The sequence below is a fragment of the Microbacterium halimionae genome (assembly GCF_011761265.1).
GTDB classification, from domain to species: Bacteria; Actinomycetota; Actinomycetes; order Actinomycetales; family Microbacteriaceae; genus Microbacterium; species Microbacterium halimionae.
In genome coordinates this window covers 757,677-780,023 of the sequence record NZ_JAAOZB010000002.1, presented here as the reverse complement: position 1 = coordinate 780,023, position 22,347 = coordinate 757,677, and the positions used below count along the sequence as shown (strand labels likewise).

At 60.3% G+C, this 22,347-nt stretch carries 24 protein-coding genes and 2 tRNA genes; 15 read left to right on the top strand and 11 right to left on the bottom strand.

All coding sequences use genetic code 11. From position 1 onward, the window contains the following. Positions 1-27: 27 nt before the first annotated feature. The 8 genes from pepN (at position 28) to FHS06_RS11450 (ending at position 9,651) form a co-directional block, all read left to right on the top strand. Positions 28-2,574: an aminopeptidase N gene (gene pepN, locus FHS06_RS11485; RefSeq protein WP_167049403.1), complete on the top strand. Its 2,547-nt coding sequence runs from the start codon at positions 28-30 to the stop codon at positions 2,572-2,574. 156 nt (positions 2,575-2,730) lie between these two features. Continuing rightward, on the top strand, positions 2,731-3,642 hold the full coding sequence (locus FHS06_RS11480; RefSeq protein ID WP_167049401.1) for an ABC transporter ATP-binding protein: 912 nt from the start codon (positions 2,731-2,733) through the stop codon (positions 3,640-3,642). Further along, entirely contained in the window at positions 3,639-4,493 is an 855-nt protein-coding gene (locus FHS06_RS11475; RefSeq protein ID WP_167049399.1) for an ABC transporter permease, read from the top strand. Before FHS06_RS11480 ends, FHS06_RS11475 begins: the two co-directional genes overlap by 4 nt. A 9-nt stretch (positions 4,494-4,502) precedes the next feature. Further along, the gene (locus FHS06_RS14370) at positions 4,503-5,759 is read left to right on the top strand and encodes a sensor histidine kinase (protein ID WP_167049397.1); all 1,257 of its coding nucleotides are present in this window, start codon (positions 4,503-4,505) and stop codon (positions 5,757-5,759) included. Next, a complete protein-coding gene (locus FHS06_RS11465; protein WP_310734809.1) occupies positions 5,752-6,441 on the top strand; it encodes a response regulator transcription factor in 690 nt (229 codons plus the stop codon). Before FHS06_RS14370 ends, FHS06_RS11465 begins: the two co-directional genes overlap by 8 nt. A 51-nt stretch (positions 6,442-6,492) precedes the next feature. Next, on the top strand, positions 6,493-7,569 hold the full coding sequence (locus FHS06_RS11460) for a mechanosensitive ion channel family protein (protein ID WP_167049395.1): 1,077 nt from the start codon (positions 6,493-6,495) through the stop codon (positions 7,567-7,569). Further along, complete coding sequence (locus FHS06_RS11455; protein WP_310734808.1) at positions 7,566-7,964, top strand: globin; 399 nt, start codon at positions 7,566-7,568, stop codon at positions 7,962-7,964. The genes FHS06_RS11460 and FHS06_RS11455 overlap by 4 nt, the downstream gene beginning before the upstream one ends. Positions 7,965-7,995: 31 nt before the next feature. Beyond that, positions 7,996-9,651 (top strand): FAD-binding dehydrogenase, encoded by a 1,656-nt coding sequence (locus FHS06_RS11450; RefSeq protein WP_167050311.1) that lies wholly within the window; start codon positions 7,996-7,998, stop codon positions 9,649-9,651. Here the strand turns inward: FHS06_RS11450 and FHS06_RS11445 are convergent. After that, entirely contained in the window at positions 9,648-10,322 is a 675-nt protein-coding gene (locus tag FHS06_RS11445; RefSeq protein ID WP_167049391.1) for a DUF8185 domain-containing protein, read from the bottom strand. The genes FHS06_RS11450 and FHS06_RS11445 overlap by 4 nt on opposite strands. A 66-nt stretch (positions 10,323-10,388) precedes the next feature. On the opposite strand from FHS06_RS11445, the gene FHS06_RS11440 reads away from it, so the two are divergent. Then, entirely contained in the window at positions 10,389-11,249 is an 861-nt protein-coding gene (locus FHS06_RS11440) for an acyl-CoA thioesterase (RefSeq protein WP_310734807.1), read from the top strand. Positions 11,250-11,253: 4 nt separating this feature from the next. On the opposite strand, the gene FHS06_RS11435 is transcribed toward FHS06_RS11440, so the two are convergent. The 4 genes from FHS06_RS11435 to FHS06_RS11420 form a co-directional block, all read right to left on the bottom strand. Next, a complete protein-coding gene (locus FHS06_RS11435; protein ID WP_310734806.1) occupies positions 11,254-11,757 on the bottom strand; it encodes an acyl-CoA thioesterase in 504 nt (167 codons plus the stop codon). Further along, positions 11,750-13,432 carry an energy-dependent translational throttle protein EttA gene (gene ettA, locus FHS06_RS11430; protein WP_167049389.1) on the bottom strand — a complete coding sequence of 561 codons (1,683 nt, stop codon included), beginning with the start codon at positions 13,430-13,432 and terminating at the stop codon, positions 11,750-11,752. The genes FHS06_RS11435 and ettA overlap by 8 nt, the downstream gene beginning before the upstream one ends. Before the next feature lie 89 nt (positions 13,433-13,521). Next, entirely contained in the window at positions 13,522-14,016 is a 495-nt protein-coding gene (locus FHS06_RS13815; RefSeq protein ID WP_182486491.1) for a DUF6993 domain-containing protein, read from the bottom strand. 49 nt (positions 14,017-14,065) lie between these two features. Beyond that, a complete protein-coding gene (locus FHS06_RS11420; protein ID WP_167049387.1) occupies positions 14,066-14,596 on the bottom strand; it encodes a single-stranded DNA-binding protein in 531 nt (176 codons plus the stop codon). Between the two features lie 215 nt (positions 14,597-14,811). Here FHS06_RS11420 and FHS06_RS11415 point away from each other — a divergent pair, with 215 nt between their 5' ends. After that, positions 14,812-15,081: a hypothetical protein gene (locus FHS06_RS11415; protein WP_167049385.1), complete on the top strand. Its 270-nt coding sequence runs from the start codon at positions 14,812-14,814 to the stop codon at positions 15,079-15,081. A gap of 7 nt (positions 15,082-15,088) precedes the next feature. Here the strand turns inward: FHS06_RS11415 and yczR are convergent, their stop codons facing one another. The 3 genes from yczR to FHS06_RS11400 all read right to left on the bottom strand — a co-directional run bounded on the left by yczR (position 15,089) and on the right by FHS06_RS11400 (position 18,119). Continuing rightward, entirely contained in the window at positions 15,089-16,495 is a 1,407-nt protein-coding gene (gene yczR / locus FHS06_RS11410) for a MocR-like transcription factor YczR (protein ID WP_243845443.1), read from the bottom strand. A 115-nt stretch (positions 16,496-16,610) separates the two neighbouring features. Then, positions 16,611-17,957, bottom strand: coding sequence for a magnesium transporter (mgtE, locus tag FHS06_RS11405; RefSeq protein ID WP_167049381.1), 1,347 nt, complete (start codon positions 17,955-17,957; stop codon positions 16,611-16,613). An 89-nt stretch (positions 17,958-18,046) separates the two neighbouring features. Then, positions 18,047-18,119, bottom strand: a tRNA-Arg gene (locus FHS06_RS11400). Between the two features lie 140 nt (positions 18,120-18,259). Here FHS06_RS11400 and orn point away from each other — a divergent pair. The 5 genes from orn to FHS06_RS11375 all read left to right on the top strand — a co-directional run bounded on the left by orn (position 18,260) and on the right by FHS06_RS11375 (position 20,123). Beyond that, positions 18,260-18,886, top strand: a complete 627-nt coding sequence (gene orn, locus FHS06_RS11395) for an oligoribonuclease (protein ID WP_167049379.1) — start codon at positions 18,260-18,262, stop codon at positions 18,884-18,886. 32 nt (positions 18,887-18,918) lie between these two features. Further along, positions 18,919-18,994: transfer RNA gene (locus FHS06_RS11390), tRNA-His, on the top strand. After that, on the top strand, positions 18,995-19,345 hold the full coding sequence (locus tag FHS06_RS11385) for a metallopeptidase family protein (RefSeq protein WP_167049377.1): 351 nt from the start codon (positions 18,995-18,997) through the stop codon (positions 19,343-19,345). A gap of 2 nt (positions 19,346-19,347) precedes the next feature. Next, complete coding sequence (gene clpS, locus FHS06_RS11380) at positions 19,348-19,644, top strand: ATP-dependent Clp protease adapter ClpS (protein WP_243845442.1); 297 nt, start codon at positions 19,348-19,350, stop codon at positions 19,642-19,644. After that, complete coding sequence (locus FHS06_RS11375; RefSeq protein ID WP_310734805.1) at positions 19,641-20,123, top strand: DUF2017 family protein; 483 nt, start codon at positions 19,641-19,643, stop codon at positions 20,121-20,123. The genes clpS and FHS06_RS11375 overlap by 4 nt, the downstream gene beginning before the upstream one ends. 15 nt (positions 20,124-20,138) lie before the next feature. Here FHS06_RS11375 and FHS06_RS11370 read toward each other — a convergent pair whose 3' ends face one another. From FHS06_RS11370 to dinB, 3 genes are read right to left on the bottom strand one after another with little or no spacing between them, the layout of a single operon-like run. Next, positions 20,139-20,732 carry a nucleoside/nucleotide kinase family protein gene (locus FHS06_RS11370; protein ID WP_167049373.1) on the bottom strand — a complete coding sequence of 198 codons (594 nt, stop codon included), beginning with the start codon at positions 20,730-20,732 and terminating at the stop codon, positions 20,139-20,141. Continuing rightward, positions 20,707-21,027, bottom strand: coding sequence for a hypothetical protein (locus FHS06_RS11365; RefSeq protein WP_167049370.1), 321 nt, complete (start codon positions 21,025-21,027; stop codon positions 20,707-20,709). The genes FHS06_RS11370 and FHS06_RS11365 overlap by 26 nt, the downstream gene beginning before the upstream one ends. 47 nt (positions 21,028-21,074) lie before the next feature. After that, a complete protein-coding gene (dinB, locus tag FHS06_RS11360) occupies positions 21,075-22,337 on the bottom strand; it encodes a DNA polymerase IV (protein WP_167049368.1) in 1,263 nt (420 codons plus the stop codon). Positions 22,338-22,347: the final 10 nt, after the last annotated feature.

Sequence of the window (22,347 nt, the reverse complement as noted above, 5' to 3'; positions counted from 1 at the left end):
ATCCACCCCGAACCTGGGAGCAACGTAGTGCCTGGAGAGAACCTCACCCGAATCGAAGCACAGGAGCGCCGTGCCGTCGTCGACACCCGCTCCTATGACATCGCGCTCGACCTGACAACAGGACCGGAGATATTCCGTTCGCGATCGACTGTGCGCTTCGCAGCAACCGCCGGTGCCAGCACCTTTATAGACCTCATCGCACGTGATGTGCACTCGATCACACTCAACGGACGCGCTATCGACCCAGCGACTGCGTTCGCTGACTCGCGCATCTCGCTTGACGACCTCGCCGCTGAAAACGAGCTTGTCGTCGATGCCAACTGTGTGTACACCAACACTGGCGAAGGACTGCACCGTTTCGTTGACCCCGTAGACGAAGAGGTGTATCTCTACTCACAGTTCGAGGTCCCCGACTCGCGTCGCATGTACGCCGTGTTCGAGCAGCCCGACCTCAAAGCTGCGTTCACGTTCACGGTGACAGCACCCGCCGCGTGGAAGGTCATTTCGAACTCACCCGAAGCGAGCGCTCCAGAAGACCACGGCAACGGATCCGCGACGTGGGCCTTCGAGCCGACGCCCCGCATCTCGTCATACATCACGGCCTTAATCGCCGGTCCGTATGAGTCGACGTACTCAGAACTCACGAGCGCATCAGGCCGCGTCATCCCGCTCGGAGTCTTCGGTCGCAAGAGCCTGTGGCAGCACCTTGATGCTGACTACATCTTCGACAAAACCCGTGAGGGCTTTGCGTACTACGAAGAGAAGTTCAACTATCCCTACCCGTTCGCCAAGTATGACCAGCTCTTCGTGCCGGAGTTCAACGCCGGCGCCATGGAGAACGCTGGCGCTGTCACGTTCACGGAGACCTACGTCTTCCGCAGCAAGGTGACGGATGCCGTCAAGGAACGCCGCGTTGTGACGATCCTGCATGAGCTCGCCCACATGTGGTTCGGTGACCTCGTCACCATGAAGTGGTGGAACGGACTGTGGCTCAACGAGTCGTTCGCGGAGTGGGCCTCTACGATCGCCACGGCAGAAGCAACCGAGTGGACTGCTGCTTGGACTACCTTCAACGCGATGGAAAAGACCTGGGCTTACCGTCAAGACCAGCTCCCCTCCACTCACCCGGTTGTGGCTGAGATCAACGATCTCGATGACGTACAGGTGAACTTCGATGGCATTACATATGCCAAGGGCGGATCAGTGCTCAAACAGCTGGCCGCATGGGTTGGCGTCGAGCAGTTCTTCGCCGGTGTTGCCGCCTACTTCGCTAAGCACGAGTGGAGCAACACCGAACTGAGCGACCTGCTCGTTGAGCTCGAAGCCACGAGTGGACGTGAACTCGGCGAATGGGCCAAGAAGTGGCTCGAAACCGCCGGCGTCAACACTCTGTCGCCGCTCATCGAAGAGAGAGACGGCAAGATCACACGGTTCGCAATCGTGCAGACAGCGCCGGCCGACTACCCGACAATCCGCCCGCACCGCCTCGGCGTGGGCTTCTACAGCCTGCGCGATGGCCGCCTTGAGCGCGTCAACAGCGTCGAAATCGATGTTGATGGCGACCGAACCGATGTGCCCGCACTGATCGGTATCGAACGCCCAGACCTCGTGCTACTCAACGACAGCGATCTGGCCTACGCCAAGATCCGTCTCGATGAGCGCTCGCTGGCCACCGCGATCGCGCACCTTCGTGACATCAGTGACCCTCTGGCCCGCTCCCTCGTCTGGGGCGCGGCATGGGATCAGACCCGCGATGCTGAGACTGCCGCATCCGCCTATGTCGATCTCGTGCTCCGAAACATTGGCTCCGAGAGCGAATCGACGACGGTTCGAACCACCCTCGGCCAGCTTCTGCTCGCGGCCAACAGTTACGTCGTTCCAGCCAAGCGCGAGGCCACTCGCATCAAGGTTGCCGACGCGCTGTGGGAACTCGCACAGCATGCCGAAAAGGGAAGCGACAGCCAGCTGCAGTTCGTCACGTCATTTGCGGCGGCTGCATCGAATGCTGCCCAATGGCAGACCGTCCGCGCGCTTCGCGACGGCGAGCACGTCCTCGAAGGCCTGGAGATCGACACAGATCTGTCGTGGCAGCTCTTGGTCTCACTGGCCGCGGGTGGCGTCGTGACGGCATCAGAAATCGATACTGCTCTCGAATCCGACAACACCGCGAAGGGTGGCGAGTTCGCAGCCCAGGCAAAAGCTGCGATTCCTACCGCCGAAGCAAAGCGCGCAGCGTGGGATTCTCTCGTCGTTTCGGGAGACGCTCCGAACACCATCGTTCGCTCGACGGCACTCGGTTTCACAAACCCGGCTAGTGCCGAGCTTCTCGAGGACTTCGTCTCGGCGTACTTCGACATGCTTCTGCCGGTGTGGAACAGCCGCAGCTACCAGATCGCTAGCTATCTGATTGTCGGGTTGTACCCCGCAGCGCTCGCAAACGTGAGCCTTCGCGATGCCACGCGCGCCTGGCTTGCAGACAACTCCGATGCGCCCGGCGCTCTTCGCCGACTCGTGAGCGAGAATCTCGCAGGCACTGTTCGCTCACTTGCCGCGCAGGAACGTGACGCGAGCTAGCACCCCAACGCACCACATCCGGTGAGTCCCCATGCCTCTCGTAGGCGTGGGGACTCACCTTTTGGTCTGGAAATGGTCCCGTGGTGCCACGGTGCCCAACCAGGATGATACCCACGTCCGATTCGGGCAGCGGCGATGTCTTCCTAACCTGAAGACATGATCGTTGCAGAGAACCTCAGCAAGAGCTTCGGGGCCAAAAATGCCGTCTCCGATGTAAGTTTCACAGTCCAACCCGGCAAAGTGACAGGATTCCTCGGCCCGAACGGCGCAGGTAAATCCACCACGATGCGCATGATCGTCGGCCTCGACCGGCCCACCAATGGCCAGGTCACGGTGAATGGTCGTGACTACACGAAGCTCCGCGCTCCACTAGCTGAAGTCGGCGTACTGCTCGACGCGAAGGCGGTCCACACGGGACGAAGCGCACGGAACCATCTGCGCGCGATGGCGGCGACCCACGGCATCCGCCGCTCGCGGGTCGATGAAGTTATCGAGATCACGGGTCTCACCTCTGTTGCAAAAAAGCGCGCCGGCGGATTCTCGCTCGGCATGGGCCAGCGACTGGGAATTGCGGCCGCGCTCCTTGGCGACCCGCACACGCTTGTGCTCGACGAACCAGTCAACGGACTAGACCCCGAGGGCGTGTTGTGGGTACGTCGGTTCGTCCGTCACGCGGCATCGGAAGGAAAAACCGTATTGCTTTCGAGCCATCTGATGAGCGAAATGGCAGTGACAGCAGACCACATCATCGTGCTCGGTCGGGGAAAAGTACTCGCGGATGCATCGGTCGATGCACTCGTCAAGCAGTGGACTCGCGCGTCTGTGCGCGTACGGAGCCCTCAGGCACCTCTCCTCGCTGCAGCGCTCGAACGTGACGGTGTCACGACGACAAGCCAGGAAGCCCACCTTCTCGATGTCAGCGGCGTCGAAGCCGCTGACATCGGTGATCTCGCTGCGGCGCGCGGTATTGCCCTGCACGAACTGACACCAGCTTCTGGAACCCTCGAAGACGCGTACCTCCGGCTTACCGGTGACGACGTCGAGTACAAAACAAAGGACCTCGCATGAGCACCATCGACACCGTTCAGGCTCCGCGCAACACGACAACCGCCGGTGGTAGTGCATACCGCCTCAGCTTCGCGCACCTCGTGCGCTCCGAGTGGATCAAGTTCACAACCGTCAGATCGACGTGGTGGTCGATCTGTCTTGTCACCGTGCTTTCAGCGGGCCTGAGCGCGCTCATGGCCTCGGCAATTGCTTCTTTCGGCGGTGAGGCTTCTGCATCAGTGGTCGCGTCCAACAACGCCGCTGTGCAGGCAATCGTTTTCAGTACGATTCTTACTCAACTCCTTGCGGTCATTCTCGGCGCCATCACCGTGACCGGGGAATACTCCACGGGAATGATCAGATCGACCCTCACCGCGGCCCCGCGCCGGTTCGGATCGCTGCTCGCGAAGGCACTTGTCGTCGGCGTCGCGATGTTCATCACCGGCCTGATCTCATTCGCAATCTCAGTTGCGGTCACGGCACCCATCCTGGGCGACGCATCACTCGACTTCAGTGATCTGTCATCTTCACTCATGCCGCTTCTCGGCGCAGCTCTTTACCTCGGCCTGATCTCGATCTTGGGCGTCGGTATCGGCTTCGTCATCCGGAACGGCCCCGGCGCACTCGCGATTGGAATCGGACTCGTCTTCGTCGCACCAATCCTGTTCTTATTCTTCCCCCGCGCCGACAGCTACGCCTGGATCCAGACGATCGCAAGCTACGCGCCGTCCAATGCTGGCCAATCGCTCTTCATGGGCAGCGGCATGTCCGGAAATGCACTTGAGACGTGGCCAGCCATCGCCACGCTGATCGCATGGGCATTGCTTGCACTTGTCGGAGGTGCTGCTGTGTTGAGAATGCGCGACGCGTAGAGTCACGCCGTGCACGATTCTCAAGCGTTCATCCTCGGCGGGGCCGCTGGCTCCCCCGAGGATGAGCTGCGCCTGCCTCGCCCTCCCGGTGTCGTGCGGAGGTTTTGGGCACGGCATCCGCTCGCCACCGACATCCTGATCGCAACGCTTGCCCTCCTTCTGTCGGCTGCCGGTGCTCGAGTCTCCGCTAGTACGAGCGTCGAGCCGAGCAGCGCAACAGTCGCGGCGACCATTGCGTTGACGGTGGGTGGATGCGTCGCCCTCGTCTGGCGACGCCGCTGGCCGATCCTTGTCTTCATCGCCGCAGTGGCGCCACTCCTTCTTCTCGAAGGCGGCGGGGTCGAATTGCTGGGGCCTGCGGCTCTCGTCGCGATCTACTCCATTGCCGTTTATCGAAACGCTCGTGCGAGCTGGTACGCGTTTGGTTCCGCCATCGTGCTGTTCGCAGTTGTTTCGTGGATTTCGATTTCAATGGCAGGTGCAAATGGAATGACGACGATCAACGTCAATGTGAGCGCTATATTCTTGCTGCTCCTCGGCGTACTCATCGGCATCAACGTCGGCAACCGCAAGCGATACCTTGAGGCCCTTATCGGTCGCTCACGCCAGATCTTGATCGAGCGCAATCAACACTCACGGCTCGCGGCAGCGGCCGAACGCACACGCATCGCCCGCGAAATGCACGACATTGTCTCCCATTCGCTCACAGTGATCGTCGCGCTCTCAGAAGGTGCCAGTGTGACAAATGACCGCGAACGCGCCGCAGAAGCGAATCGAGCCATCGCAGGCACGGCACGGAGCGCGCTCGACGAAATGCGCGTCATGCTTGGTGTGTTGAGAGACGACGACAACAACGACATCGTTCCGTTGGTGCCTGATCTCGCATCTTCGCTTTCAGAATTGGTGGATGCCGCCCGAGCGGCCGGATTCCGCGTCGTGCTGAGCACTTCGGGTGAGCCTGGAGGGTCCTCCGCAGCACGCCTTGCTGTCCTCCGCATCGCACGCGAAGGACTCACCAACGCAATGCGATACAGCCACGACCCCGCGCAGATCTCATTGTCGGTCATCTACACCGATAACGAGATCGAAGTCAGCATTGAAAACGATGGCGCGCATCCCTCGGAGCCATCGCAGGGCTCCGGCTACGGTCTCAAAGGCCTGGGAGAGCGGCTTACCTTCGTCGGCGGAACGATGACGGCCGGGTTCGTCGCAGACTCAATCTGGCGTCTTCGCGCCCGCATCCCGAAAGAAGACACTCGTGCCTGAAAGTGCGTCAACTCCCATCAGCGTCCTTATCGTTGATGACCAACAGCTCATCCGGATGGGCTTCCGGATGATTCTCGATGCCGAAGACGATGTTGATGTCGTCGGCGAAGCATCGGATGGCTCCGAAGGCATCGAGCGGGCGATGGCACTGAAACCCGATGTGATTCTTATGGACGTCCGGATGCCACGCATCGATGGCATCACAGCGACGAGACAGATCGTGAGTGCGCAGCCGTCGGCGCGCATCATCGTGCTGACGACATTCGACCTCGATGAATACGCCTTCGGTGCGCTGCACGCCGGAGCAAGCGGCTTTCTCCTCAAGGACGTACGCGCTCCCGAGCTAACGTCAGCGATCCGTGCTGTTCACAACGGCGACGCGATGCTTTCGCCACGCGTCACACGAAAGATGCTCGATCTCTTTTCGCATCGTGTCCCGTCCGGGACAAGCGAAACACCAACGCAGTCCCTGCCGCTCGCCGAGCTGACACCCCGAGAGCTGGATGTCTTTCGTGAGATCGCCGACGGAAAAACAAATGCGGAGATCGCGACAGTTCTCTTTCTCAGCGAGTCGACCGTCAAAACACACGTCGGTCGCATACTCGGCAAGCTGCAGGCTCGCGACCGCATTCATCTCGTCATTCTTGCCTACGAATGGGATGTTGTTCCGGGCGATTCCTGACCATAGCGCGCTCACGCGCAAGTCTCAGCGGCCCTCGTTAGGATCGAAAGAATGAACACCGTCGCGCTCGAGTCGAACGAAATCGGCTCGACGCTGTGGTGGAGCGACATCCTCACCGCATTGGTGGCGGTGGGATGGAACGTTGCGAACGTCGCCGGAATTGTCGTTGGTGGCATCCTGCTGTCTTGGGTGCTTCGCATAATCATTCACCGGGTCGTCAATCGCATTGTGAACCGAACGAAGAACAAGGCGAACGTCGAAGACACCCAGGCCCTCGATCGCTCGCCACTCGCGGCGGTGCGTGTTGTGCAGCGCACACGCACTCTCGGCTCGATCCTGCAGAACATCGCCAACGTAACGATCGTCATCATCGCGCTTGTTCTCGTCGTGCAGCTTCTCGCACCTGGCACCCTCGGCTCCTTGACTCTCCTGACCGCCGCGATTGGCGCTGGGCTCGGATTTGGAGCCCAGAACATTGTGAAAGATGTCCTCAACGGCATCTTCATTGTGGCGGAAGACCAAATAGGAATCGGCGATATCGTCGACGTCGGTCTCGCGACCGGAATCGTCGAATTCGTCAGTGTGCGGGTCACGCACGTGCGTGACGCGAACGGCACGCTTTGGTACGTCCGAAACGGCGAGATCACCCGCATCGGAAACATGTCTCAGGGTTGGTCTCGCGCGATCGTCGATGTTGGAGTTCCCTCTGGAACCAATATCACCGAAGCAGAATCTGCCATGCTTGACGCGGCGAACGATCTCGCGAAGGAGCCAAAGTGGCACAGCAGAATCTTGGAGCATCCCGAGACATGGGGTTTGGAGACCATCTCGGGCGATCTCCTCGTGATTCGAGTGGTCATGAAAACGCGCGCCACTGCAAAAGATGACGTGACAAGTGAATTGAAGCTCCGCTTGAAAAGCGCGGTAGAGGCGCTCGGACTCACAGTGCCGAGCCTCAGCTCGGTCACGCTCACAGGCAACGATGCTGCGCAACGTGTGCGCGGAGCAAACCCGCCTCGCACGCGCCCCACCCCCATCGCGACGACCCCGGACCGGCCGCTATGGCGCACGACGCTGCCGCGCCCGGAGCCCAAAGTCCAGGATGTATCAAAGGAACCGAACGAGTGACAGATCACGCAGCACCGAGCTTTTATGAGCAAATAGGTGGCCGTCCGACGTTTGCCAAACTCGTCGATGTCTTCTACGACGGCGTCGCAAATGATGAGGTTCTCGAACCCATGTACCCCGAAGCGGACCTCGGGCCTGCCAAGGAGCGCCTGCTCCTTTTTCTTGAGCAGTACTGGGGCGGCCCAACGACCTACAGCCAGGAACGCGGTCATCCTCGTCTAAGGATGCGGCACGCGGGATTTCACATCAACCCGGATGCGCGCGATCGCTGGCTCGCACACATGCGAAAAGCTGTCGATGAGCTCGGGCTGTCTCCACTGCACGAAGCGACTCTGTGGGACTATCTCCAAAGAGCTGCGCTCGCTATGGTGAACACCTTCGAACCAACACCATAAGTCCAAGGCCGACAAAGGAGTCGCCATGACAATGAATTACGACACCGACGTGCTTGTGATCGGTTGGGGACTCGCGGGGCTTGTTGCCGCCTCCGAAGCGCTTGCAGCAGGAGTATCTGTCACTCTTATCGATCAAGAATCACGATCGAACCTCGGTGGTCAAGCGTGGTGGTCCTTCGGGGGCCTCTTCTTCGTCGATTCTCCGGAACAGCGACGGATGGGTATTCGGGACTCCGTGGCGCTGGCCCGTCAAGACTGGGAGGCAACCGCTGGTTTCGATCGCGATGAAGATGCGTGGCCTCGTCGCTGGGCAGAGGCATATCTCGATTTTGCGGCGGGAGAAAAGCGCGCGTGGCTGCGCAGCAAAGGTGTGTCTTTTTTCCCTGTAGTGGGGTGGGCCGAGCGCGGCGGCTATACGGCAATGGGGCCCGGAAACTCGGTGCCACGATTCCACATCACGTGGGGTACCGGACCGGGAGTTGTTTCGCCATTCCAGCGCACTGTCGAAACCGCAGAAGAAAACGGTCGCCTCACGATCCTGCCGCGGCACCGGGTCACCGAGCTAACCTCCGCGGATGGCTCGGTCACCGGCGCCACCGGAGTCGTCCTCGCCCCCGCCGACGACGCCCGCGGCATCGCGACGTCACGTGAACCTGTTGGCGATTTCTCGATTCGCGCGCAATCCACGATTGTCAGCACCGGAGGAATTGGTGGAAACCACGACCTCGTACGAAAGCAGTGGCCGCCACGATTGGGAGCCCCACCCGAGTCAATGCTCACGGGCGTGCCAGCGTACGTAGATGGTTCTATGCAATCAGTGTCAGAAGCTGCCGGAGCGCGACTCATCAACGGCGACCGAATGTGGCACTACGTCGAGGGAATCAAAAACTGGAGCCCGGTCTGGCCTTCTCACGGCATCCGAATTCTTCCGGGGCCCTCGTCGATCTGGTTGGATGCCACGGGCAAACGACTACCGGTGCCGCTGTTCCCTGGCTTCGATACGCTCGGGACGCTTGAGTACCTGCGACGGACCGGACACGATCATTCCTGGTTCGTTCTTTCACAACGCATCGTGGAGAAGGAATTCACGCTTTCAGGCAGCGAACAAAACCCAGACCTCACAGGAAAAGACATCCCCCTGCTCCTGCGCTCACGGCTCGGGCCCGGCGCAGCCGGCCCCGTTCAGTCTTTCCTCGACCATGGTGAGGACTTCGTTGTGCGTCACAACCTCGATGCACTCATCGCAGGTATGCGCGCGCTGCCCGGCGGTGAGGCACTCGACGCGAACCGGGTCCGCGCCGAAGTCGAAGCTCGCGACCGCGAGCTCACGAACGAGTTCACAAAAGACGCCCAAATTGCGATGCTCCGCTCGGCACGCGCGTACCGCGGTGACAAGCTCGTTCGAACCGCTTCGCCGCATCGCATTCTCGATCCTGCGGCAGGGCCACTAATCGCCGTCAAGCTGCACGTGATCACGCGTAAATCTCTCGGCGGGATCGAGACGGATCTGTCTTCCCGAGCCCTCGGAAACAACGGTGCTGCTATTCCAGGGCTCTACGCCGCTGGGGAAGCGAGCGGTTTCGGGGGTGGAGGTATACACGGCTACCGAGCCTTGGAGGGAACCTTCTTAGGTGGCTGCCTTTTCTCCGGGCGGGCCGCAGGACGCGCCGCTGCTGCGGCGGTCTAGCGCGACCCGGTTGCTCGCACCGGAGTTAGTCCGCTGTGCTTGGGAACGCGCACCAACACATGACCTCGAGACAGAGTGAGCCGTTGCCATGACGGCGCACGCCGAAGTTGAGCGAGCTCGTCACCAGCAATGAACCCCATGGTGAACGCCGCGAAAGCGACTCCTAGCGGTAGCCCGGCAAGTTCGGCATCAGCCACGCCCCAGATCGAAGCCCGAACTCCATGCACGATGTCTTCGCCCGCGTCCTGCGGCATTGCATCGGACACCGCAGCTATCCCCCACTGCGCTCGAGCGGCGATGACAGATGCTGCAATCGGCTCAGAAGATTCCCAACCGGCACGCGGGGGCGCGATTCCGGCCCAAGCCGCGGTCACGCTGTTTTCTGGCAGCACGACCTGATTCGAATCATCCGCATCGGCAACGAGGTCACTCGCCGCTACAACGAAGTCACAGACGAGATCGGCATCCACGGGGATCGCGCGCATCGCAAGAATCGTCGGGGTCGCGTCCAACAAACCCTTTGGGGAGAGAATCGCGGTTGTCATCGCGATCGTTCCGCCCGCGGCCTGGAGACGAATACGAGATTCTGCACCGAGTTTCGACGCGCGGGAGGCGAAGGTGACGAGATCAGAGGCGGCGGCGGAATCGGGAAAATGTAGGCGAGCGGGCACCCGTCCTAAACTATCAACAGGGAGTGCGTCCGGTTCGCTCTCGACGGGAGAAGAACGGTGAACCCTGTGCCCGAAGATCCAATCGTCAACCTGCTCGGTGTACTCGCACTGGAGTCATCAGATGCGCGGACGACCGAAGACATCTTCACGGGGCGTTCGCAACCGATGCCGTACGGACGAGTTTTTGGCGGACAGGTTCTCGCGCAGGCGGTCGTAGCTGCCGGCCGTACACTGCCCGATGAACGGCTGCCGCACTCGATGCATGGCTACTTTTTGCGACCAGGTGACGCGTCGAGAAGCATCACGTTTTCGGTTGATCGCATTCACGACGGTCGCTCGTTCTCAACCCGACGAACGCAAGCATTTCAGGACGGCGTTCCCATTTTCTCTATGATCGCCTCGTTTCAAGATGAGTCCCCAGGAATGGAACACCACGCCGCAATGCCGACAGGCATCCCGGACCCGGAGAGCCTGCCTGATCCCGACAGCGATGGGTCGCACCCGTTCTCAGACCGAATCTTCAGCGAGCAGCCACTCGATGTAAGGCATGTTCACGGCGCGTTATACACAGAAGCAGTCGAGCCGTCGGCGACGCAGGCCGTGTGGATGCGTACGCGCGGTGCTCTGCCGGACGAGCCGGGTGTGCACCGCGCCGCTCTCGCGTACATGAGCGACTTGACGATTCAAGAGACAATTCTGCGGGCGCACGGAATCGCATGGATGACGCCTGGTTTGAAAGTTGCGAGCTTGGATCACGCGATGTGGTGGCACCGAGATGGACGCGCCGACGAATGGGTGCTCTACATGCAAGAGTCCCCAAGCGCGCGCGGCGGTCGAGGCCTTGCGACCGGACGCATCTACTCGCGCGCGGGGGAATTACTGGTCAGCGTGGCACAAGAAGTCATGGTGCGGGTTCCTGCTGGTTAGCGCTTCACCTGCGGTGCGCGTAGACGATCGGTTCGCCAACGTATTGGGACCACACCGAACGTTGCTCGTTGGTTAGCCGTACCGGTCGCCCAGTCTCAACGCTCACCATCACGATGACGACTGTAGCCCTGGCGTAGAGAACTGGAGCCGCTAAGTGTCCCTCGCCAGAGAACACTTCGTAGCAGACTTCGAGACTTGAACCGCCGAGCGCTCCGAACCACATTTGCACGTCGAGCGGCGGTCGTTGATACGGCACCGGGGCGAGGTATTCGATCTCCTGACGAGCGATGAGCGTCATCGCGCCAACCTCGGATGACGCATCGACAACCGCAGTCTCCGGCGCCGTCTCGTGAGCGCCGGGTCGCCAAAATGCGCGGACTCTGGCTTCTTCGAGGAGCTTTAGCATCGAGGTGTTGTTGACGTGATTGAACGCGTCAACATCACCCCACCTGAGGTGAATCGGAATATGAATTCGACGAGCCACCCCAGGGATTGATGTATTAGTCACGCGTCAGCTTGCGATATGTCGCGCGCGATGGCTTGGCAGCGTCGGGCCCGAGTCGCTCGATCTTGTTTTCTTCGTATGCCTCGAAGTTCCCCTCGAACCAGTGCCACTGGTCGGGATGCTCTTCCGTGCCCTCGTAAGACAAGATGTGCGTCGCAATTCGGTCGAGGAACCACCGATCGTGCGTGATGACCACAGCACAACCAGGAAACTCGAGAAGTGCGTTTTCCAGGGACTGGAGTGTTTCCACGTCCAGGTCGTTGGTCGGTTCGTCAAGAAGCAGCAAGTTTCCGCCCTGCTTCAGCGTGAGCGCGAGGTTCAAGCGGTTGCGCTCACCGCCGGAGAGAACGCCGGCTTTCTTTTGCTGGTCCGGACCCTTGAACCCGAATTTCGACACGTATGCGCGTGACGGAATCTCGGTCTTTCCGATCGTGATGATATCGAGCCCGTCCGAGACCACTTCCCAGAGCGTCTTGTTGGGATCGATACCGCCGCGCGTCTGATCGACATAGCTGATCTTCACGGTCTCGCCGATTTTGAGGTCACCGCCATCGATTGGCTCCAGGCCCACGATCGTCTTGAACAGAGTCGTCTTTCCGACACCGTTGGGGCCGATAACGCCGATGATTCCGTTCGGCGGAAGGCTAAAACTCAGCCCATTGATGAGCATTCGGCCGTCGAAGCCCTTTTGCAGCTTCTTCGCTTCAATGACAACGGATCCAAGACGCGGGCCAGCCGGGATCTGGATTTCATCGAAATCGAGCTTCTTTGTGCGCTCAGCCTCGGTCGCCATTTCCTCGTAGCGAGCGAGTCGTGCCTTCGACTTCGCCTGGCGGCCCTTCGCGTTGGAGCGAACCCACGCGAGTTCTTCGGTGAGGCGCTTCGCAAGTTTGGCGTCTTTCTTGCCCTGAACGTTGAGGCGCTCGGCCTTCTTTTCGAGATACGTGGAGTAGTTTCCCTCATACCCGATCAGTCGACCACGGTCGACTTCAGCGATCCACTGGGCCACGTTATCGAGGAAGTATCGATCGTGAGTGATCGCGATGACAGCTCCTGGGTACTTCTGGAGGTGCTGTTCAAGCCACAGCACACTCTCGGCATCCAGGTGGTTCGTCGGCTCATCGAGCAAGAGCAGGTCAGGCTTTTGCAACAGCAGTTTTGTCAGCGCAACTCGGCGCTTCTCACCACCGGAAAGGTTGGCGACCGTTGCGTCGCCAGGCGGGGTGCGCAGAGCGTCCATCGCCTGTTCGAGTTGGGAAGTGAGGTCCCACGCGTCGGCGGCATCGATGTCTTCTTGCAGCGTGCCCATTTCGGCGAGCAGCGCGTCGAAGTCAGCATCAGGCTCAGCCATCAGCGCTGAAATCTCGTTGAATCGGTCAACCTTGGCCTTGATCTCGCCGACGCCCTCTTCGACGTTTTCGAGAACTGACTTCGATTCGTTCAGTTCGGGTTCTTGCATCAAGATGCCGACGGTAAACCCGGGGCTTAGGTTCGCGTCACCGTTTGAAGGTTGATCGAGCCCCGCCATAATCTTCAGAATCGTCGACTTACCGGCCCCGTTAGGGCCGACCATTCCGATTTTTGCCCCTGGCAAGAACGCCATGGTTACATCGTCGAGAATGAGCTTGTCGCCCACCGTTTTGCGGGCACGGACCATCTGATAGATGTACTCAGCCATAGCTTTTGAACGTTCTCCTCTGGGTGATGACGTCAGCGACCCAGCCTACCGGTGTAGCCACCGGCATGTATCCAGAACCGTTGTGACGCCTACCAGTCGATGAGACGCGTCTCGCCGAGGAGGCAAGTACCCGTACCCAAAACAGGCAGAACGACGCTCACGGCTTCGCCTGTTGCTGGCCCCACCTGTCCGACGAGGCAGTCCTCCCCCAACAGCACTGAAAACTGAATACTTTCAGCGGGGTTGCCAACGGTCGTCATATCTTGGGTCACCTGCATCGATGCCTTATCGAAGCCGGCTGCAGAAAGCGCATCGATGTACGCACGCCCAGAAACAGCGTCGGACCCGCCTCCGTCCCACACTCTTTGCACAATCTGAGCGAAGAACGGGAGGTTCTCGTCAGCGGTTCCGTTCGGCACGAGCGCTGGCGCGGCGTCGACAGTCGGTTCCGCCGTGGCAACTGGAGATTTTGTCACTGTCGGGCTTGGGGTGATTGGCGTGGCTGTACATCCAGCAACGATCACGCCGAGTGACGCTAAAGCCACTACTGCGATTGACAAGCGAACGTTCCGACGGCGATTCACGCGGCAAGTCTATGTGCCCTGCGCTGTGGCGTTGTCGTGAGGAGAGCGTCTAGAACGGCACCTCGACGCCGCCTTCGCTGCTCGCCAGAAGCGCTTCGCTGCCTGAATCAGAACGTGACGACGCGTCTGCTGTCGCGCTCATGGGCGCTTTCCACACGTCGTCACCTGTTGGTGCCGCCCATTCCTGCTCTGCCGAACTCGTCGATCGAGAACTGTCAGAATCACCGGAGCTGCCCCGTCGAAATGTCGTGGTGCCCCAGAGCAGGTCCGGGCCGATTGACTCAGCGTCCACTTCAGCCGAGACTCCCTTTTTGGTGCCGGTGTCCCACTCTCGTAAGCGCAAACGACCGTGCACAATCACGCGGTCGCCGCGATGAAGCGATTGAAAAGCATGATCTGCCAGTGTGCGAAATACCGACACGGTAAACCAACTCGTTATGCCGTCCGCCCACGAACCCTTTTCACGGTCGTAACGCCGCTCGGTTCGCGCGAGCCGAAACGTCGTGACTGGCACGCCTGCGTTCGTTTCTCGCCGCTCTGGCTCTGTGATGTTTCCCGTGATCGTGATGCTGTCACTCATCGGAGCGACTCCTCTCCTTATTGATTCGGGTGCCCTGGCGCCCGAGTGCCCGGCGGGCGCCAGGGCGGTATCCACTCTCGACGACGCTGACGAGACAGCGACGCAGATGCCTCGCTTTGTGGACGGAACTGCGCGCCCGCAGCTGTGGGGAGAATCCAACTTCCGCGTCGGTGTCGGTGGCTACAGATACTTTCGAATCAGCGAAGGAGAAAACCATGACAGCACTCGACGCAGCACCCGCTCTCGACCGCCTCATCCCAGATGTTTCCTTCGCGACATCGCGTCTGAAATGTCATCCTCTGCCGGAAAACATGTGGCGCGTTACCGACGGCCGGGACCGCATCATCGGCCATCTAAAAGCCGAGGAGACCGCCTCAGGTACACAGTTTGTCGCGCGGCGTTTTCATGCCGCCACCCGCAATTTCAGAGATGTCGGGGCATTCTGGAGCGCCGCCGACGCGATTGAATGCTTGCGACACTCCTAGCGGAGGGTTATACAACCGATTCGAGCGGATGACTCATCACCCGCGGAGCATCCGCTCGCACACTTCCCCACTGCGCAGCGAGAATTTCGACAGCACGCTCCAAGTCTGCCGGCGCTGCGGTGAAGGGAATACGAAGATGACGTTCGTGGCCGCCCTCGAGCGAGAATCGTGAGCCGGACGAAAGAATCAAGCCCTGGGAGCGCGCTGCCATTGTGAGTGGCCCGCTCAGTGGGGCATCCAGCTCGACCCACAACGAAACTCCTCCTGGAGTGTGCGGCACCTGCCACTGCGGCAACTTTTGAGAGAGCGCGTTGATGAGGGTGTCACGGCTTTCTCTCATCAGAGCAGCTCGATGGGCAATGATCTCGGGCATCCGGTCGAGCAACCGCACTGCCAGCGACTGCTCGAATTCGGCAGTTCCGAGTTCGTGCGCAAAACGGGCGACGACGAGCCGACGGATAAATTCAGGTTGTGCGCGTACCCAGCCGATTCTGAGCCCGCCCCACACGGTCTTTCCGAGCGAGCCAAGGCGAACCACATTCTGTTCGTCGGCCGATTCGCCGCGGCCCAATGGACGAAAAAGACCGACTCGATCGATATCGAGTTCCGCGGTGGTTTCGTCGACAACCAGAATGGTGCCCGCACGCGCCGATGACTCCTCGAAGATGCGGCGAGCCTTGTTGGTCATCGACATGCCCGTGGGGTTGTGGAAGTCAGGCATCACATACGCGAGCGTCGGTGACGTTCGGCGGAATACCTGTTCGGCGCGGTCAAGGTCCCACCCGCTCACGGTGCTCACCGGGATCCCAACCACCCTCGCGCCAGCGCGACGCATCGCGTCGGCCGCGTGCGGATATGTCGGGGTTTCCATTGCAACACGGTCACCGCGACCGAGCGCGACCGATGCGATCAGGAAGATGGCGCTTTGCGCGCCATTAGTCACAAGAATTTCCGACTCGGATGTCGGGATTCCGGCGTCGGTGTATCGCGCAGCGATGGCCTGTCGTAGCTCCGGAGCACCGACCACGTCATATCCCGACCGCCCGAGAAGCGAGGCGACAACCGCTGCCGTTTCGGCGAATGCGCTCACGAGGCCGGGCCACGCGGCAGGGCTCGCTTGGCTGAGATCGATAGTGTCGCCGGGCGCGCCGATAGACGCGCCCTCGCGACCCGGTAGTGACCTCGTAACGCTGCCCGAGCCGCGGAGACTCTCGATGTTGCCGGAGTCTCTGAGGCTCTGATATGCCGCCGCAACGGTCGTGCGGCTGATGTTGAGGTGCGCCGCTAGCTCTCGCTCTGCGGGGAGTCCTGTGCCCGGCGCGATCCGGTTGTCGAGGCTTAACAACCGGATGCTGTTCGCTAGTGCTTCATAGGCGGGATCGCTCAGACGCCAGCTTCCGATAAGTGCGCTCATCGATCTTGCCGAAATCCGAGAGTCCATTTATACAGATTACTGAGATTGGCACGCCGAGAACGTGCCAATATGCGAATCTCGGGCAGTCCACATGCCCTTTAGTGGACTGCCTCCTTCACAGCTGAAGAATCCAGGTAGCCATACCGAAGTAGATAATCAGGCTCGTTGCATCGCAGAACGTGGAGATAAATGGTGTGCTGAACACCGCAGGATCCGCCCCGACAGCACGTGCAAGCATGGGCATCACCCCGCCGACGGTTGCGGCAAGCGTGCACACTGCGAGCAGAGTGAGACCGATGACCGCACCGAGCCCGAAGTCGAATGCGATACTTCCCAAGACGAGTCCGAGAATCCCCAGGAGTCCTCCGAGGAGCAGCCCGACGCGCACTTCACGCCACGCCACCAGCAGTGAGTCACGTGGGCGAACATCGCCCACGGCAAGCGCGCGGGTCACCGTCGTTGCCGCTTGCGCTCCGGTGTTCCCGGCGGTTCCGGTGAGAAGTGGGATGAAGAGGGCGAGAGTGACGACCTGCTCGAGAGTCGCTTCGAAGACATCCAGTACTTGCACTGTGAGTAGTGCTGAAACTGCCAAGACCAGCAGCCACGTCACGCGTGCTCGCACGATGCCGAGCACGGGCGTCGTGAGGTAAGGCCGACGCAACGGTTCGGAGGCGCCCTGGCGTGCCGCGTCTTCAGCTTCAGCATCGTCCAAGATCCGCGACGCATCGTCAACCGTCAGAATGCCGAGCAAACGGTCCTCGCCGTCCACCACGGGAGCGGCCAAGAGCTGCGCATCCACAAGCGAGCGTGCGGCGACTTCTGCATCGTCGGTGGCGTGCACCTGGTGGGCGTCCACCATGACATCACCAACGAGTACGTGCGCATCGCCCATCACTAGCTCGCGTAGGCCGACGACACCCAGCATCCGTCGCGCACTGTCGGTGACCGGGAGCGTGTAGATGGTTTCTGCACTGTGGCCACGATGGCGTACATGTGAGAGAGCATCTCCGACCGTGAGCTGAGGCTGCAGCCGCACGTACTCCGTACTCATATGACGACCGATCGTGCCTCGTGCGTACCCCAGCATTGGGGCAGTGAGCTCTCGCTCCCCCGCGGACAGACCACTCATAAGTCGTCGCGCGACACCCGCGGGCAGCTCGTCAACGAGCTGCGCGCGATCGTCGGGGTCAAGCTCCTCGAAAACGCGGGCGACGTCTTCGTGGCGCAATCCAACGAAAAGCTCTGCGCGCATTGCGCTGTCTAAAAGTTCAAATACCTCCAGCGCTTGCTCGCGCGGAAGAAGTCGGTACAAGACGGCGCGGTCTGCCGCATCTTCTCTTTCGAGCAGACGGCTAACAATTGCCGCGCTCGTCCCGTACAACAGGCCTGCCAGAGTCGGCAGATCCCGCCGCCTGAGAGCCGGTTCGACCTGAGCTTTCAACTCATCAAGTTCACGATCCACCCGGGCATAATGCCAGACGAAAAGATCCTGTCGCCAAAATGTGGCGTATCGACGGACCCTTCGACGAGCCCTCAGGCCTGATTCCACGGTGCCCTCGGCACGATTCGAACGTGCGACCGGCGGATTAGAAGGCCGCTGCTCTATCCACTGAGCTACGAGGGCGTACTGCTCCTAAGATACCGCGCACCCCGAACAGAGCGAAACGCTTTGCGCGTCGTGACCTGTCTTCAACTCTTTCAGTCACCGGTAAAGTCGGCAGGGAACCCCCGGGGATGTCCGACCCCCCTGACAGGATGGATCGCATGATGGGAACCTCCGAAAACGACAGACTTGTCTGGATCGACTGCGAAATGACGGGACTAGATCTCGAGGTCGACGAACTCGTCGAAATCGCTATTGTCGTCACAGATTTCGAACTGCGCATTCTTGATCCCGGATTCCAGGTCGTAATCAAACCGGATGACTCCGCGCTGGCGAACATGAACGACTTCGTCACGCAGATGCACACGACATCCGGGCTTATCGAAGAAATCCCGCACGGAGTGAGTCTCGCCGACGCTGAGTTTCAGGCGTTGGAATACATCCAGCGTTTTGCTCCGGTCGAGGGCAAGGCGCCGCTCGCAGGGAACACGATCGGAACAGACCGCATGTTCCTCGCCAAATATATGCCGCGTGTCGATCGATGGCTTCACTACCGCAACGTCGACGTGTCGAGCATCAAAGAACTTTCACGACGCTGGTATCCACGGGCCTACTTCAACGCGCCCGACAAAAATGGCGGGCACCGGGCACTTGCAGACATTCTGGAGTCCATCCGCGAGCTCGCCTACTATCGCGAAGCGGTATTTGTTCCAGAGCCCGGACCGACAAGTGACCAAGCCAAAACGGCATCCGCGTCAGTTGTGTCATCTTTTTCCTCCACTTTGTGAGAGAATTATTTAGTTGCCCGCGAGGGCACATGGTGGGTATAGCTCAGTTGGTAGAGCACCTGGTTGTGGTCCAGGTGGTCGCGGGTTCAAGTCCCGTTACTCACCCCAATGTGTGAAATGGATGCAGAAGCGTTCGAACGCCTCGTCGTCGAGGAGCTAGACCAGCTCCCGGACGACATGGTTGAGGGCCTCGACAACGTTATCTTCGTCGTAGAGGATCGCCCTGAAGACGGAAGCCTTGATCTTCTCGGCCTGTATGACGGATGGTCTCTCCCCGAGCGTGATACCTATGGGATGGCCGAACTCCCCGATCGAATTGTAATTTTCCGCGAGTCTCATCTCGCCGCTGTCGATGCGATAGATGAGCTCAGAGCCGAGGTCCACACAACCCTTGTGCACGAAATCGCGCATTTCTACGGCATCGACGACGACAGACTCCACGAACTCGGATGGGCGTAGGCATGGCGACCGCCGACCTGGATCTCGATGAACGAGTAAACACAACCGCGAGCAGCGAGCGTGACCGCAGTTGGCAGACAGTTGTCTGGAATGATCCCGTCAACCTCATGAGTTACGTCGTCCACGTGTTTCGGTCGTATTTTGGATACTCGCAGACTGAAGCAAACCGATTGATGCTCGCCGTTCATAACGACGGTTTGGCTGTTGTTGCTGAGGGCGCGCGCGAAGTGATGGAGCTTCATGCGCACGCGATGCACGATTACGGCCTTTGGGCAACAGTGAGAAGGAGTCCACAGTGACAGGTCTCGTCTTGATGACAATCACGCGGATTGAGGCAGCGCATCTTGCTGACCTCGTGTCGCAATTCGCCACGGTTCTCTCTGAACCCGATCAAGATCCAGCAATCGAACGGCTCTCTCCGTCGGTTTACCCCGACGATGCTGCCGCATCGGCGGAATTCCGAGACCTTACGCGAAGCGCCCTGCTCGAACGTCGCCGCATGGACTCAGCTGTTGTGCTCGCTGCCCTGAATGATGCGGGCCTGACAACCGATACCGCAGATGTGGCGCATGCGAGCGCGCTGGAAGAGGTCGTACTCACTCTTTCAGCGTCCGATGCCGAATCCTGGTTGCGGACGCTCAGCGCAATCCGGCTCGTTCTCGCGACGCGGCTCGGCATTACCACCGAGGATGATCTTGATTCCGAAGATCCCCGCTTCGGAATCTACGAATGGGTCGGCTACCGCCTCGACGGTCTAGTGAACGCAATAAACGCCTGACGCCACCGACGGTTGTTACGGCAGGTCGAACCTCAAAGTCGCGCGGGCGGAAGGTTGATCTCGAAGTATGTGCGCCTCCTCCTGAGCCGCCCACCGTTCCCAGTGGGGAGAATACGTGTCACCGTCACGCCCGAGCGCCCGTTGTTTCCGTGCGAGATCTGGAGCGTCGAGCCATACTGCGACAGAAGCAAAGGGCATCGTCAGCTCGGTGATGATGCCGGAGCCTTCAATGACGAGGCTCCGATCGGGGTCAACCTCGCTGTGTTCCGCGCGACAGTCCCGCTCCCAGTCCCATCGCTGCCACCGCGCAACCTCACCACGCGCGTGCGGCTCAAGAACGTGTTGTCGCACGTAGGCCACACCATCGTCGAGACCGTCCCACCCGGGATAAATATCGTCGAGAGCAATCAACTGCATACGAGCCGAATTTGACTCGAACTCAGTTAAAAGTCGCGCAAGCGTCGACTTTCCCGCGCCACTTCGGCCGTCGATCAGAACAACCGGTGCTGATTGTCGGAACCCGTCGGCTGCGCGGAGTACGTGCCGTGCAGCGTTCTGTAAGGCCGAATCTAGCGGCGCAGAGCTACTTTTTGAGCGCGCGGATGACACGGCTCAGCGCGCGACCGGCGACCCACACGAACGGAATTGCCACCGCAACAAACGACACGACGTTCGGGACGAAACGCAATTCGTCACCCGTACGGATGTATGCGCCGAGCGGCACAGCGTATCCGCCGCCACCGCCGCCACCGTTGCCAGATTCGTCGGACCCGCCGCCGAAGCCGGTCCACGTGAGAGCGACAGGAATGATTCGGATGCCATCGACATCCTGCTGTTCCCCGTAGGCCGCCTTCACGCCCAGTGTCGCAGTTTGCTTACCGATGTCGAGTGCGATGTTTGGCATGCTCCCACGCTACCCCGTGAAACGCTTCCTGCCCAGAACGCATCCGTTCACGAAAGGTCGTCGTCGGGCCGCGGATGGCTCGGCAACGAGCCGCCACCTCGCTTGGGTCCGATTAGCGCTGCGCGGGTTATTGCGCCGGCACCAAAGCGCGTCGCAGCGCCGTCTAGAGCGCCATCCACTCGCCGCCACTCCGCGTCGTCATCCCACAGCCCTGCGCCTTGCATCGACGCTGGACGAAGATTCTCAGCTCGCACACCGACCAAACGCACAGCTTGCCCACGGTGCAACTGCGAGAACAAGTCAAGCGCTACATCACCGATGCGCTGACTCACGTTCGACGGTTCAGCGAGCGTAAGGCCACGAGTGACAGTGGTGAAATCAGCGAATCTAATCTTGATCGACACGGTTTGAGCACTCCAGTCGTGGCGGCGCAGGCGCGCTCCCACACGATCCGACAACCTTCGCAGTTCTGCACGGAGCGCATCATCATCACTGACGTCTACGTCAAATGTCTCTTCGTGGCCGACGCTCTTTTCGATGCGTTCAGTTTGTACCGAGCGAGCGTCGATTCCACGGGCAAGCTGCCACACCCGCTCCCCCATCGACGCGCCGAGCACTCGTTGCAGCACCTCGATCGGTGTCGTGAGTACATCAGCGACGATGCGGATGCCACGGGCTTCTAGAAGATCAGCAGACTTCGGACCCACGCCCCAGAGGTTGCGCACCGACAACGGCGCGAGAAACGACGTTGTGGAGGCGGCGGACACCACCAGTAAGCCATCCGGCTTACTCAGAGTGGATGCCATCTTTGCGACGTGCTTCGTCGCGGCCGCCCCGACGCTGCAGGTTAGACCAGTCTTCTCATAGACACGCTCCCGGACCATCTGCGCGATTTCTCTCGGTCTTCCCCACAGGCGGCGTGATCCGCTGACATCGAGAAACGCTTCGTCGATCGACAGCTGCTCGACGAGTGGAGTCACCTCATGGAAGACCTCCATGACCTGCTGGGAGAGTTCGCGGTATCGCGCAAAATTCGGCGGGACAACGATTGCTTTCGGGCACAACCGCAAGGCCTGCGACACCGGCATCGCGGACCTCACTCCGTAAACTCGCGCCTCATATGAGGCACTCGATACGACGCTCCTACCTTCGGGAGAACCGATGATGACCGGCTTGCCGCGAAGCGTGGGGTTATCAAGAATCGCTACCGACGGGTAGAAAGCGTCCATGTCGACGTGCAGCACGTGCGCACCGGTGTCGTCGACGTCGGCGGGCGACGTCAGGCGACCCCGACCATCCCCTTTACCCATGGCACAATTC

Bases quoted from the DNA above. Each gene is read 5' to 3' on its own strand.
- FHS06_RS11480 (WP_167049401.1), top strand. From the start codon at position 2,731: ATGATCGTTGCAGAGAACCTCAGCAAGAGCTTCGGGGCCAAAAATGCC.
- FHS06_RS11475 (WP_167049399.1), top strand. From the start codon at position 3,639: ATGAGCACCATCGACACCGTTCAGGCTCCGCGCAACACGACAACCGCC.
- FHS06_RS11460 (WP_167049395.1), top strand. From the start codon at position 6,493: ATGAACACCGTCGCGCTCGAGTCGAACGAAATCGGCTCGACGCTGTGG.
- FHS06_RS11450 (WP_167050311.1), top strand. From the start codon at position 7,996: ATGAATTACGACACCGACGTGCTTGTGATCGGTTGGGGACTCGCGGGG.
- ettA (WP_167049389.1), bottom strand. From the start codon at position 13,432: ATGGCTGAGTACATCTATCAGATGGTCCGTGCCCGCAAAACGGTGGGC.
- FHS06_RS11420 (WP_167049387.1), bottom strand. From the start codon at position 14,596: ATGAGTGACAGCATCACGATCACGGGAAACATCACAGAGCCAGAGCGG.
- FHS06_RS11415 (WP_167049385.1), top strand. From the start codon at position 14,812: ATGACAGCACTCGACGCAGCACCCGCTCTCGACCGCCTCATCCCAGAT.
- yczR (WP_243845443.1), bottom strand. From the start codon at position 16,495: ATGAGCGCACTTATCGGAAGCTGGCGTCTGAGCGATCCCGCCTATGAA.
- orn (WP_167049379.1), top strand. From the start codon at position 18,260: ATGATGGGAACCTCCGAAAACGACAGACTTGTCTGGATCGACTGCGAA.
- FHS06_RS11385 (WP_167049377.1), top strand. From the start codon at position 18,995: ATGTGTGAAATGGATGCAGAAGCGTTCGAACGCCTCGTCGTCGAGGAG.
- clpS (WP_243845442.1), top strand. From the start codon at position 19,348: ATGGCGACCGCCGACCTGGATCTCGATGAACGAGTAAACACAACCGCG.
- FHS06_RS11365 (WP_167049370.1), bottom strand. From the start codon at position 21,027: ATGCCAAACATCGCACTCGACATCGGTAAGCAAACTGCGACACTGGGC.
- dinB (WP_167049368.1), bottom strand. From the start codon at position 22,337: ATGGGTAAAGGGGATGGTCGGGGTCGCCTGACGTCGCCCGCCGACGTC.